The sequence below is a fragment of the Arcobacter roscoffensis genome (assembly GCF_024267655.1).
In the GTDB taxonomy this organism is placed as follows: Bacteria; Campylobacterota; Campylobacteria; order Campylobacterales; family Arcobacteraceae; genus Arcobacter_B; species Arcobacter_B roscoffensis.
Window position 1 is genome coordinate 145596 of the sequence record NZ_CP100595.1, and the last position, 14386, is coordinate 159981.

Here is a 14386-nt window from a genome sequence, read left to right on the forward strand (position 1 = left end):
TATTATTTAACACCTATATTTTCAATTACTTTAAACTCATCACTATTAGTGATTTTGAACTTCTTAATGCTAAGTGTTTTTTTAATATCCTCTGGCATATTGATAAAAGCATCTTGAAGTTTTTTTACTGTTTGTTTATCTACTCTTGGATGTGCTGCTATTGGATGACTTGGATAAGGCTTAGTTTTATATACTATGTGCAAGTTTTTTTTATCTTGTTTTGCTTGAAAATTATTGTAAGTTCTTATAATTCCTCCACCTATGTATCCAATATCTCTTGATATACCTTTATATACAGAATCATGAGAATTTACATATAAAACCTTAGCTTGTTTATCTATGTTAAAACCAAATTTTTCTTTTAACTCATATTTAGGTAGAAGTGTTGCTGCAAAGGCATTTGGAGCTGGGAATAAAAAAGTTTTCCCTTCTAGATTTTCTTTTGAAAAATCAATTTTTTTATCTTTTGCAAGTAAAATTCCGATGATATTTTTATTTGCTCTTGTAAATGCGTCATAATTTTGCTGTTTTTTAGCAACTGTAAAGTGATAAGGGTTCATATATGAGATATCATATTTTCCTGCATAAAGCTCTTTTTCAAATTGAGGAATTGACCTTTCTGTTTTAAAAATAACTTTGATACCAGTAGTTTCTTCAAGATACTTTGTAACTTTAACCCATTTATTAAAAAGCTTTAAGGGGCTTTGTTGGGGTACTACACCTAGTGTTAATTGCTGAGCTAGTGCAAAAGAAGCACAAGTAGTTAGTAAAAGTAATTTTTTCATAAGAACCCTTTTTTATTTTATTATATTACAAAAACGTATCATTAGTGTATCAAAAAAAGGTTTTACAAGCTTATTTATCCCCAAAGTTGAAGAGATGGAATATTTGAAACAGCTTTTATAATATCTGTTTTAGAAACAATTCCTACTAATACATCTTCTTCATTTACCACAGGAATTGCATCAAGTTTAAAATCAATCATCACTTTTGCTACTCTTCTAATATCTGAAATTGGATCAGTTGTAATTAGTTCATTTGTTTGAATATCTTCTATTCTTTTTTGAATAATAAGTCTTGGATTGTCAATATCATCCATTATTTGGTTTAAAATTATCTTTTTATTTATAAGACCGTAAATTTTCTTATCTTCGCTAACTACAGGAATTTGACTAACTCTTTTTTCTTTTAAGACTTCATAGGCTTCTTTTAAAGTTGCATTGCTTCTTACAAAAGTACAGTTCTCTGTCATAATATCACCCACATGATAAATAGGCTCACTAGTGTCAATATTTGCCATTTTTTTGTAGCTATTTAAGGCATGGGTATTAGCACCTTGATTTGAGTTTTTTTTATTTTTTGAATCCATATACTCTTGAAATAAAGTATCATCATCAGGTTTTAGTCTAGCCTCATTTGGTGCATCTGTATTTTTAAGTTCATAAAGGTTGTCAGCAGTACTTCTAAATCCTACACTTCCACTATTATAAATTGCAAACATGACTTATCCTTTTATTTACTCTATAATAGTATAAGTTATTTAATAAAAAGTTAATATTTAATCCACTTCATCTTGTGACTTACCAATATAATAACCTTGTGAATAATCAATTCCCATAGATTTTACATAATCAAAAAGTTCTAAATCTTCCACATATTCAGCTATTAGCTTTATTTGTAAGGTATCGCAAATAAATTTGATACTTCCTACTAAAACATGAACTTTAGGATCTTTATGTACAGTTGTTATTAGTGAACCATCAAGTTTCACATAGTCTATATATTCACTAAGTTTTACTATATATTCATAATTTGAGTAACCACTTCCAAAGTCATCAATGGCTACTTGGCAACCATAAGATTTCACATCTTTTAAAAACTCTTTAAACTCTTCAATATTCTCAATAGCTTCTGATTCTACAATCTCAAGTACAAGTTTTTCACTTATATTATATTTTTGGATTTGTTTAAAAAGATGGGATTTAATTTCTTTATCATTTATATCTTCTAAGGTAAGATTTATTGAAAATTCATAATCTTTATCTTGAAAATACTCAAAGGCTTTATCTATTACTATTTTTGTAAGGTCTTTGTATTTTTTAATATCTTTAGCTATAGATATAAAATCATTTGGATAGATAAGTTTATCATCTTTTTTTATTCTAACTAAAGTTTCATATTTATCAATTTTGTTTTTAAAGTTATTGTATATTGCTTGAAATTGTATTATAACATCATCATTTTTAAGGGCATCTCTTATTATTTTTACAGTTTGAAGATTTTTTTTATTTAGTGTTATGTCTTTTGCTAAATTTTCTTCATAAATACAAACATCTATTTTCTTTTCATTACAAACTTCGATTGCAATACTAGCTTCTTGAAGCTTTTCTAGTTTTTTATTGATATTTGAAGTAGAGCTTGTTCCTATTGATACTAAGAGCTCAAAATCATCATAATTGTTTTCTATACTATTTTGAAGGTCTTTAAGAGTTTTTTTGTCGATGTTTTTATAAAAAAGTGCAAAATGGTTTTTTGAAGTTTTATATAATTTAAAGGCATTACTATTTTTTAAATAATTTTTTAAAAAAATAGAACATTTAACTACAATTTTATCTGCAATTTTGTAACCATAGACATTTTGTATTTTTTGGTAGTTATCAATACTTATTAAAACCAATATAAATTCATCATAATATGCACTTTCCAAATCATTTATTAGTTGTTGTTTATTTGGTAATCTTGTAATAGGATCTGTAACATTTTGAAGATTGATTTGGTTTCTTAAACTCTCAGGTTTTTTTGAAAAGTATAATGTTATAGGTAAAAACAATAGTGTTAAAAATACTATAAATACATAAATCAATATTTCATTATCTTTTTGCTCTTTGATTAAAGTATCAAATTTACTTTTAAAAACGATTTTGATATTTTGATTTTTATTTGATAAATCTATTTTCTTGCTAAAAAGCTTTTCATTTATAAAAGAGTCATTACTTAGAACTTTTAAAGCTGCATTTTTACCTAGCTCATTATATATATCAAAACTTTCAAAACTTGAAGTTCTAATTCCTCTTTTTTTATCGTAGTGTAGAAGAAATCTTCCTTTATTATCTATTAGCATTACATTATAAAAAGATGAATTCTCTAGAATTTCAAAGAAGTTTGTTAAATCAATATTTAGAACGACAAAACCTTTTCTAGCTTTTTCTTTTGTCCTTACTAAGGAAGCCATTCTTAGTGTAATAGTTTTGTTTTTATCAACTTTTCCATGTTCTTTATTTAAATTTATGTTAGATAATCCAAGTTGATTATCTTGTAGGTTTATAAATTTTTTAAAATAAGAACTTTGAGATTTATTTTGAAGTTCATCTTCGCTTTTTATAAATATATGATTAGTATTTTTAAGTGTACTCTTTTCAACTCTTATCTTTTCTAATCCATTTTCATCTATGTATCTTATTTGAAAAACATTTGGTAAAAATTTCAAATATGAAGCAAATAAATCATCAACATAATCTTTGTTTTGTTCATTTTGTAAGTATTCTTTAAATAGTTTGTTCTGTGATAGGGAAATTAAAGATTCATTATATAATTTCAAAAAACTTTGTATTTTAGAGTTTTTTTCATTATATTCTTCATAAAATTTATTTGATGAAACTTTATTTATATTTGTAAGGTTGTTATTATCTATAATAAAAAAAAGGATAAAAAAAGATATTATAACTATTGTGAAATAAATAAAAATAAATGAGAATTTATAACTTACTTTATTCATGAGTATGCCTTATTATTTTATCTTATCATATTATATAGTTAAAAAGTATCAAAAAAGTATTGTCACATAGGTATGTTATTATTTATGTTACTATATGGAAAGATATTATAAAATAGTTTTTTAAATAATTTTTAAATCTTAATAGTTTATTGTATAATCAACTAAAGAAAATGTATATAGGTGAGTTCCATGAGTAAAAATAGTTTAGTAGTAATTGGTATTGGAGCTAGTGCAGGTGGATTAGAGGCCTTACAAATTATGCTTAGTAACCTTAATGAAAATGATAATTGTGCATATGTTATAGCTCAACACTTAAGCCCTACTCATAAAAGCATGATGGTTGACTTGCTTTCAAGAACTACTAATATTCCTGTTATTGAAGTAAAAAATGGAATGCTTATAAAAGCAAAAACTATTTATATGACGCCTGAAAACACTGATATATATGTGAAAGAAAATAAGCTCTTTTTGAAAAGTATTGAGCAGTCTTTTGGTCCTAGACCATCCGTAAACTACTTTTTTAGTTCACTTGCAAATAGTTTTACACATAGAAGTATTGGAATTATTTTATCAGGTACTGGAAGTGATGGTTCTTTTGGTATTAGAAATATAAAAGCAGAAGGTGGAATAACAATAGCTCAGTCTCCAAATACTGCAAAATATGATGGTATGCCTTTATCTGCTATGAATACAGGAAAGGTTGATTTAGTAATTCCTATAGATCAATTAAGTAGTGAAATATCTAGAATTGTAAATACTATTGATAGTGATTTTAAGATTACAGAAGATGAAAGAAATTTACAACAAATATACAAAATATTGTTTGAAGAACAAGGTATTGATTTTTCTTTATATAAAAGAAATACGCTTATTAGAAGAATAGAAAGAAGATTAGCAGCTTTAAAAGTTGAAACTTTAAGTGAGTATTTAAAAATTTTAGAAGACTCTAAAGAGGAAGTTGTAAATTTATATCATGATATTTTAATTGGAGTTACAAGCTTCTTTAGAGATACAGATTCTTTTGAGTCTATAAAAAAATACATTGAATTACTAATAAGTAAAAAAGAACAAGGTGAAGAAGTAAGATTTTGGTCTATTGGTTGTTCTACCGGAGAAGAAGCTTATTCTGTAGCAATATTACTTTCTGAAATCCTTGAAGAAAAGATTAGTAAATACAAAATAAAAATATTTGCAACAGATGTTGATGATGAGTCTTTGAAAATAGCAAGAACAGGCATCTATTCTGAAACTTCATTGGAAAATGTTCCAAAAAACTTGATTCAAAAATATTTTAGTGTACAAAAAAACAATTTTGAGATAAAAAAATCAATTCGTGAACTTGTTATTTTCTCAAAACATAATATTATCTCAGATTCTCCATTTTTAAGACTAGATTTAATTACCTGTAGAAATATGCTTATTTATTTTAATCAGAATCTTCAAAATAGATTTTTCCCAATTATTCATTATGCTTTAAAAGATAGTGGCTATTTATTTTTAGGCAAATCAGAATCAGTTGGACAACATTTAGATTTATTTAGTTTAGTAGATAAAAATGCAAAAATATTTAAAGCTCAATTTACAGGAATTAAAGAGCCTCCTAGACTTTATAACTATTCTACATCTTATAAAAATTATGAAGAACCAAAAGTTAAGAAATATAAAAATGAAGAAGAGATTTTAGAAGAAAAAATAAATCAAGCTGTAAGTGAAGTTGTTCTTGATAAGTGTGTAGTTGTAAACTCTTCAAATGATATAGTTTATGTAAAAGGAAATATTCCTTTTTTAAAATTAGGTCAAGGAAGAATGTCTAATAATATTTTTAAGCTAATAGGGGATGAGCTTTCATTAGACTTAAGAAGTACTTTAAATGAAGCGAAGAAAAGTAAGTCAATAAAACTAACACCTTTTAGAGCAATAGAGATTTTTGAATCAATTATAAGATATGTAAGAATTATTGTAGTTCCTTTTAAAGATGAAAAAAGTGATGATTGGATGAGTGTTCTTTTCTTTCAAAGTGAAGAGAGTCAAAACATAAAAGGGCACATAATAAGTTCTACTGATGAAAATGAAGTAATTGAAAAGCTAACTTTAGAGCTTGATAGTACGAAGTCTCATTTACAAAATGTTATTGAAGAGTTAGAAACTTCATATGAAGAGATGCAAAGTTTAAATGAGGAGCTACAAAGCTCAAATGAAGAACTTCAAAGTTCTAATGAAGAGTTAGAAACAACAAATGAAGAACTACAAAGTACAAATGAAGAACTTCAAACAGCATATTCTGAACTTAGGGTTTTATATGATGATAAAGAAAAAAGAACTAAACAGCTTGAAGAATTGACAGAAAAACTAAGCTCAAAAAGTGAAGAGTATAGAAAACAAAAAGAGCTTACAGAAACTATAATAGATACAGCAACAACATCAATAATGATGGTTGATATAAACTCTGAAATAAATTTTGTAAATAAACAAATTTTAACTTTGTTTAATCTTAAAAAAACAGATTTATTAGGTATGAAATTTGATTCAACTGATATGGATATGCAAACTTTTGATGGTAAGAAATTCGATGAAGAAGATACACCTTTTTCACTTATAAGAAAAAACTTTGAGGCAATTTCTGATGTCAAATTAGTAATTCAAGTTGATTTTAATAAGCTTTATTTATTAGTTAGTGGTGCGCCACTTTTTGATGTTGAGGGTAAATTCAAAGGAGCAGTTTTCTGTATAGATAATCTAACTTACTCAGAAATGATGAGAAGTGATTTAGAACATTATGAAAATAGTCTTATTTTAAATAATCCAATAAATGAAGGTATTGGAGATGATAGGTTTGATATTCTTGAAATAGCTTTAATTGATACTACAACTACAATTAGAAATGAGCTAAATAATATCTCTTTAATGTCCCATTTAGTTGAAACTCAAGATGAAAATATAAATGAAAGTATTCATCAGTTAAAGAATAAAATATCTTTATTATCAAAAACATTAGATATAAAAGTAGACACTTATTTAGAAACAATTAAATATAAAAGGTCATATTTAAATCTAGAAATAAAAGCTATGTTAGAGCTTTTCTCTTCTATTTTTGATAATTATTTAATAAATATAGATTATGATCCACAAATACAAACAGACTATAAAATTTCAGTTAAACATATCAGAAAAGTATTATATGTTTTAATAGAGTTTATATTAAGTTTAAAAGTACAGTATTTAGAAACTAAAGAGTTAAACATTAATTTAAAACTAATAAAACAAGATAAAAAAAGTATTTTAGAATTAAGTTTTGAAGATAAAAAACTTTTAGATAGTCAAAAAGAGATACTAGATAGTTTTAATAATAGCTTTTATGAGTTCTTTAAAACAATTGGTGTTCAAATAGAACTAAGTTTTGATAAAAAAATGAAATGTAAGTGTGTAGTATAGTATGAATTCTAATAATGATGTATCTATAAGCTTCTTTTTTGATGATAAAAACATAGAAAATTTTTATATAAATATCTTTAAAAAGTTTAATTTTCAAAATATCGAGACTTTTTCTATCAATCAAGAAAGTCAACTAAAAAAGATAAAAAATGAACTAATTGTAATAGATATAAGTTCAAAAAAAAGTCTTTTAAAAATAAAAAATTTTGATTTTTCTAAAACATCAAAAGTTATAGTTATATCAGCTTTTTTAAAAAAATACCTAACCTTGCCTTCTAATATTGAAAAAAGACTTTATCATTTTTTTTCTAAACCCTTAGATTTTAAAATATTTTCAAAGGTTTTAGAAAGTTGTGTTATCCAAGTAAATAGATATAAGTTTTTGGATAATAAAGAAAGAATATTAGTTGATTTAGTTGATAAATCCCCTTTTAAAATGGCAGTTTATACCTTAGATGAAAAACTAGTTTATGCTAATAAAGATTATATTGATTTAAAAGAGCTTGATTATTTAACTGAAAATAAAAACTTCTCAACTCTTTCTCATTCTGATCTAAAATTTAAAGAGATATTATATAACCTCAAAAAAATAAGCACTTATGTTTATGAGTATGAGTACTTAAATACTTTTTATCGTTCATTTTACTATTTTATAAAAAATGAGAGTTTTGTAGTAGATATTTGTTTTGATATTACAAAAGAAAAAACTCGAATTGATGATTTAAAGAAAAGTGCACTTTTCTTTGAAAAAAGTAGTGAAGGTGTTGTTGTAACAGATAAAAATGCTAATGTACTTACAATAAATACAGCTTTTGCAAAAATTACAGGCTTCACAAAAGATGAGGTAATAGGAAAAAGTATAAATGTTTTATCTTCTGGTATACATGAAAAAAGTTTTTATAAAAACTTATGGGATAATCTAATCTTTCATGGAAAGTGGCAAGGTGAGATTTGGAATAGAAGAAAAAATGGAGAGGTTTATCCAGAGTGGCTTTCAATTACTCAAATAAAAGACCCTAAAACAGATGAAGTAAATTATATGGCTTTGTTTACAGATATTTCATCTATAAAAGAAGCAGATAAAAAACTTCAATTTTATGCTAAGCACGACCACTTAACAGGGCTTTTGAATAAAGTACAGTTTGAAAATATTCTAAATTTTAGTATGGAGCGAGCAAAACGAAATAGTTCTAAATTAGCACTAATGTTTATTGATTTAGATCACTTTAAGGAGATAAATGACACTTATGGTCATAATGTTGGAGACTTAGTTTTAAAAACAGTTGCTTCAAGAATATCAAAAACCTTAAGAAAAGAAGATGTTATAGCTAGAATTGGTGGTGATGAGTTTAATATCTTGATTGATTACATAGAAGATGAAAGTGATGCTTTAGAAATTGGAAATAAATTAAATGAAGCAATAAAAAAAGATATGTATTTAGAAAATGCAACTTTTTATCTATCTTTTTCTATAGGAATATCTATTTATCCCTACCATGGAATAAATACAAAAGATTTAATCAAAAACGCAGATGCTGCTATGTATGAAGTTAAAAAAGCAGGTAGAGATGGTGTTATGCTTTATAACTCAGAGTTTACTAAAAATTTATTAAAAAAAGTAGAACTACAAAACAGTCTAAAAGAAGCCACAAAAAATGAAGATTTTGAAGTTTATTATCAACCAGTAATAAATTTATCTTCTAAAAAAGTAATTGGTGCTGAAGCTCTCATACGATGGTATGATAGTAATACCAATGCTTATATCTCTCCTGAGAAATTTATTCCAATAGCAGAAAATCATGGGATGATTTATGATATAGGGCGTTTTGTAAGAAAACAAGCCTTTGAAGACTTATTGATTATTTTAAATAGTTATGACCCTAATTTTATTATGTCTATAAATGTATCATCAAAAGAGTTTTTCCAAGATGAATACATAAAAGATTTATTGACTATGATGAAAGATTTTTCAATTGATACAAAAAATATCGAACTTGAAATTACAGAAACTCATATTATGAAAAATAGTGATTTAGCTATAAAAATACTTAATAAACTAAAAGAAAACAACATAAACTTGGCCATAGATGATTTTGGTTCGGGGTATTCTTCTTTAAACTATTTAAAAAAGTTTCCAATTAGTAAGCTAAAGATAGACAAATCTTTTGTTTTAGATATGCTAAAAGTTGAAGATGATAGGCTTATTACTCAAACTATTATAAACATATCAAAAATATTTAAAGTAAAAGTTCAAGCTGAGGGTGTTGAGTCAAAAGCTCATGAATTTGAGTTAATGCAGATGGGCTGTGATCTCTCTCAAGGTTACTATCATGCAAGACCTATGCCAATAAATGATTTTTTAAACTTTTTAGAAGGAAGAAATAAATGAAGAAATATGATTTAACAGTTCCTTTAGATGTTTTTAATGAGATAATAAGATATAAACAAGAAATATTAATACTCATGAATGAACACACTTTAAATACTCAAGATAACTCTATAAAAGATGCTTTAGTGCATGTCTCTGAGTCTGAAATATACTATCTTTTAGAATACCATCAAAAGGTTTTTATTAACTATTTGTATTTTAAAGAAGAGAGTATTTTGGAAAACTACTTGCATTGGTTTTATAGAGTTTATTTAAATAAAGATTTACATATAGATTTCTTTTCTTCTATTTATAAACTTTGGGTAATAGCATATTCAAAGTATTTAAATAAAACAATGCTTATTCCTGTAAAAAAGTTTTATGAATTTCTAGATGCAAATAATGAAGAAATTTCAAAAACAGCTATGGAGTTAAAAATATTTTACATAGATAATAAAAGTGATGAATTATATAGTTTTTTAGTAAATGCTCAAAAAGATAAATTCAGAGAAGAAATTTTAAAAAATGCTTCAACACAAGAAGATTTTTTGCACTTTTTTTCAACTCATGTAGTAAAAGCTATGCAAAAAGTTGGCTTCATGTGGGAAATAGGAAAAATAAGTGTAGCAAAAGAGCATATTTCAAGTTCAATACTAGAAGAAATATGCTTTGAAGTAATAAACACTTTTCAAAAACAAGAATCAAATAACAAATCAGTATTACTTGTAAATGCTCCTAATGAGTTCCATGGTTTAGGCTTAAAGTTTATTTCTAAGTTGCTAGAGAATATGGGGTATAAAGTCATAAGCCTAGGTGCAACAGGAACACCTAAAAAAGATATATTAAAAGCAGTAGAAGAGTTTGAACCTTCTTATTTAGTAATAGGTGTGTCAATCAGTATAAATTTATATGAAGTAGCACTTATAATAAAAGAAGTAAATAAATTAAATCACCAAAACTCTTCTAATATAGAAATACTACTTGGTGGAAATGCTTGTAATGATTTAAATAAACCAAAAGAGCTACTTAAAGCACACGAATATTTTAAAAGTGTTGAAGATATAGTAAAGTATTTTGATTAAAATTCTCTAAAAATTAATAATAGAATCTAAGAGTTCTAATTGTAAATTTAATACTCAAATATTATTCATTTAAGCTAAATTTAAGACATGCTAAATAATGTAATAATTGTGTAAAAGTAGTGTAAAAGATGTGTTTATGGGGTGGGCGTAAGTATAAAATAACTTTTTTTAGGCTCAAAGAATATTGATTTATGCAAAATTTAAGCTTTGTTTTAAAATAAATTGTAGTATAATAGTTATATAACATAGAACTAGGCAAGGAAAATATATGGCATATTTTGTAGCATCTATTATAGCTGTGACATCTGCTATGATTATTATTCTTACTAGATATGAGGCGGATGATTCTACTATAAAAGCAGAACTAGAAGAAATGAGAGTGATGTTTGAGCTAGTAGATGGTTATGTGAATACATATATTCAAGCAGGTGAAAGTTTATCGACTTTGAGCTTTAACTTTTTGAATAAAAATGGTTTTTTATTAGAAGGTAGTACAGTTGAAGGTACAGGTTTTGCTTCAACAGTGAAACATCCAAATAAAGATGATGTTGTATGGCAAATCATACCTACTAAAGATCATGAAAACAACTCATACTCACTTATGGTAAATATGAGTGGAAACGCTGCTTTGATGAGTAAAGCTAGATTCTCAGAAAGCTTTATAGGAAGAGAATTTTGTGAAAAAGCTTTATTTGGAAAAGTAAACTATATCTTTAATACTCATGATACTACAAATAAAGTATTTACAGGTACAGGTACAAATAGTGATGGCTTCTTGGTGTGTGAAGTACATAAATAGTTTTAAGTAACGGGTGGTAGGTAGGTATTATGTCAAATTTAATTAATAAACAGAAAGGATAAAAATGCCACAATTGATAGCAATGGTAATAGTAGTAGTTGGAGCTATGATTTATATGTTCCAAACATTTGGAGGAACTGGTGATAAGATTGAGGGAATGGCTCAAAAAACAAGTATTATATCTGAAATAAGAATGATTAAAGATGGTGTTCAAAGAGCAGCAGCGACAAGACAAATTGGAGTAGCAGGTGGTACTGAGGTAACAGCTGGAACTGCAGCAGCTACATTAGAAGGTATTATTGAATTAGGAGATTACTTTCCAGAGCAAGTTAATGAACAACTAGATCCTTTAGATACTCCTGCACGATTAGATACAAATAATACATATCAAGCAATATCTTTTGGAGCTGATGACTCTATGGAAATTACATTAGTTAATAATGTTGCAGGAGCTACACCTGGTTTATTTGTTAATTTATCTCAAGGGACATTAGCTCCAAATGCAGGATTTTTGGAAACTCAAGTAGCATTTGATTTAAGAGGAGTTGCAACTTTTGATAGACAAGCAACAAGTGCAACAGCTGGAGCTTTAGATGCAGCAGCTTTAGGAATTGCCTCAAGAAGACCTGCAGATAATGGTGATGGTGGAACTGATACTGATGGAATGTTTATTATCTATTTCAATGATCTTTTAGCTGATGAAGTTGTAAGACCATAATCTGTTTTACAAAAATGAAAAAACATGCTAGGAAACATATGGCTAAGTTCGGCACTTGCAGTAGTAGCCATATTTTCTGCATCTGTTGCTTATAAATCTTATAGCGATTTGCAAGATGTAAAACATATGCAAGAAAGCTATGAGATTATAAGAGATATTAAAACACTTCTTGCTTACAAATACTCAATCGACCCACAAGATATTTCAAGGGATGAAATCATAGCTTTATTACCCCAAGATGGTAACTGGGAATGGTTACTTTTACTTGATAGAACTTCAAGCGCTTCTTTAGAAAATGATGCCTTACTTCAAGAAGATGGTACTTTACAAATAAATGAAGAGCAAAGACTTAAACTTTTTGCACTAAGAGCAAAGCTTAATGAATCAGGAAATGATGTAACAGGTGTTACAACAGATGGAGTTGTAGGTGAGAGAACATTTATTTTAGATGTGGGAATAGAAGAAAAAAATATTTCTTACAAAGATGAAGCAATACAAAAAGCAATACATAGAGTTATACAAATAGCTTATTATATTTACCCTATTATGAATGCTTCAAATTATGGTAATTTAGTAAAACAATATATTCCATATAATCTTATGTATCAAGACTTTTCAAAAGAGGGTGAGACTTTGCCTTTAAATGCTGATATTTTAAAGCAAAGACAAGAAGAGTATTTTAAACAAAGAGTCTTAGAAGAGCTTTTAAAATCTCAAAGCCCAAGAGATGTAAGACTATACAATAAATTAAAGAGTTTTTTATGATGAAATATATATTAGTTCTATTTTTTATAATAAACTTTTTACAAGCAAATAGTGATTTTTTTGAACAAAGAAAAATCTTAGTTGATAAAGTAAAAAGGATTATTCAACAAGAAGAAGCCATAGCAAGAGCTTATGAGAGATATATTATAAATGAGATGAAATATCCTACAAGTATATCCCAACTAAAAACAGATGAATACTTAGGTAGTAGTTTTAAAAGTAGTTTTGATTCAGGAGATGAACTGCTTTTTGAAGATTATGTTTTAGATAATACTGGAAAATTAAATTTTAATTATAGGTTAAGAACCTCAAACTCTAATATAGATACTTCAATTAGAGCTTTATATAGAAGTGCAAATTATAGAGAAAATACATTTGTTTATGATAACAAGGTTATTATTAGATTAAATGACAGCTATGCAAAAACACTTCATACTTTAATGCAAATGCAAAGCAAAGCTATAAATGCGTGTAGTGATACTACTATAAAGTATTGTTTAAAAGATAATCATATTTATATTTTTAATTCAACGGATAAATTTGAAAATAATGGAAATATAAAACTAGATAACTTACTGATGTTCTTTTATATAGAGAACTTTAAAACAGGCCCTATTATCATCACAGATGATAGAACATTACATGATTCAGAAGAGTTTTTAAACCTAGTTCCAGGGACACAGCTTATTGATTTTAAAAATGAAAAGTATCTAAAAACTTATGATGATATTAGGAGATTACAGTGATTAAAGCTATCTTGATATTGCTAGGTGCTTGTATATCTTTAAATGCAAACCCAAATATCTTAAAACATAAAAATGTTTTATATGTACAAAATCTTATAAAAAAAGAAGAAAAAATTGCTTTAGCATATGAGAACTATTTGTTAAATGAGTTTAAAATACCATCAAGTATAAGTGATTTAATGACATCAAAATATTTGGGTGAAAATTTTGATGTGAAAAATCCTTTAGGTGAAAATATTGAATTTAAAGCAAATAAGACATTAAAATATGCACTTATAAGAAAAGGTTTACCACACCATTTAAGAGCTTTATATTACAGGGATGTATATAGAAACAGAACTAGTGTAAGGGTAGTTTTACCATATTCAGATTCATATATAACTATATCTCTTAAAGATGAGAAAGCAAAAACTATTTTTAATCTTTTAGATACAGGAAATACAATATCTAAGACTTGTGAAAATGTTACAAATGCTTATTGTAATAAAAATGAAATAAGTTTAAGATGGATAGACTCTAGTGCTTCTGATTGGATAGAATATGATAAAGAAGAGTTTAATTTAGGAAATGTAACTGTAAGCAATAAAAGTATGTTAAATAATACGAAACTAAATAGTCTAGCAGTTGGAAGATATATATATGTACAGAATTCAGTTAGATATATCAAACTTATAAACAATGAAATAAAAGAAGTGGATTAA

The 14386-nt window shown here is 26.3% G+C and carries 11 protein-coding genes; 8 read left to right on the top strand and 3 right to left on the bottom strand.

The window, feature by feature from the left end:
• Positions 1-2: 2 nt before the first annotated feature.
• The 3 genes from NJU99_RS00750 to NJU99_RS00760 form a co-directional block, all read right to left on the bottom strand.
• Complete coding sequence (locus NJU99_RS00750) at positions 3-785, bottom strand: phosphate/phosphite/phosphonate ABC transporter substrate-binding protein (protein WP_254576830.1); 783 nt, start codon at positions 783-785, stop codon at positions 3-5.
• Between the two features lie 74 nt (positions 786-859).
• Positions 860-1501, bottom strand: a complete 642-nt coding sequence (locus NJU99_RS00755) for a CBS domain-containing protein (RefSeq protein ID WP_254576831.1) — start codon at positions 1499-1501, stop codon at positions 860-862.
• Positions 1502-1558: 57 nt separating this feature from the next.
• A complete protein-coding gene (locus NJU99_RS00760) occupies positions 1559-3775 on the bottom strand; it encodes an EAL domain-containing protein (protein WP_254576832.1) in 2217 nt (738 codons plus the stop codon).
• 189 nt (positions 3776-3964) lie between these two features.
• Here NJU99_RS00760 and NJU99_RS00765 point away from each other — a divergent pair, with 189 nt between their 5' ends.
• The 8 genes from NJU99_RS00765 (at position 3965) to NJU99_RS00800 (ending at position 14386) form a co-directional block, all read left to right on the top strand.
• Positions 3965-7207 (top strand): CheR family methyltransferase, encoded by a 3243-nt coding sequence (locus NJU99_RS00765; protein WP_254576833.1) that lies wholly within the window; start codon positions 3965-3967, stop codon positions 7205-7207.
• 1 nt (position 7208) lies between these two features.
• On the top strand, positions 7209-9596 hold the full coding sequence (locus NJU99_RS00770) for a putative bifunctional diguanylate cyclase/phosphodiesterase (protein WP_254576834.1): 2388 nt from the start codon (positions 7209-7211) through the stop codon (positions 9594-9596).
• Complete coding sequence (locus NJU99_RS00775) at positions 9593-10657, top strand: cobalamin B12-binding domain-containing protein (RefSeq protein WP_254576835.1); 1065 nt, start codon at positions 9593-9595, stop codon at positions 10655-10657. Before NJU99_RS00770 ends, NJU99_RS00775 begins: the two co-directional genes overlap by 4 nt.
• A gap of 268 nt (positions 10658-10925) precedes the next feature.
• Positions 10926-11456 (top strand): hypothetical protein, encoded by a 531-nt coding sequence (locus NJU99_RS00780; RefSeq protein WP_254576836.1) that lies wholly within the window; start codon positions 10926-10928, stop codon positions 11454-11456.
• 64 nt (positions 11457-11520) lie between these two features.
• Entirely contained in the window at positions 11521-12174 is a 654-nt protein-coding gene (locus tag NJU99_RS00785) for a hypothetical protein (protein WP_254576837.1), read from the top strand.
• A 24-nt stretch (positions 12175-12198) separates the two neighbouring features.
• Positions 12199-12939: a hypothetical protein gene (locus NJU99_RS00790; RefSeq protein ID WP_254576838.1), complete on the top strand. Its 741-nt coding sequence runs from the start codon at positions 12199-12201 to the stop codon at positions 12937-12939.
• A complete protein-coding gene (locus NJU99_RS00795; RefSeq protein WP_254576839.1) occupies positions 12936-13685 on the top strand; it encodes a hypothetical protein in 750 nt (249 codons plus the stop codon). Before NJU99_RS00790 ends, NJU99_RS00795 begins: the two co-directional genes overlap by 4 nt.
• Positions 13682-14386 (top strand): hypothetical protein, encoded by a 705-nt coding sequence (locus NJU99_RS00800; RefSeq protein WP_254576840.1) that lies wholly within the window; start codon positions 13682-13684, stop codon positions 14384-14386. The genes NJU99_RS00795 and NJU99_RS00800 overlap by 4 nt, the downstream gene beginning before the upstream one ends.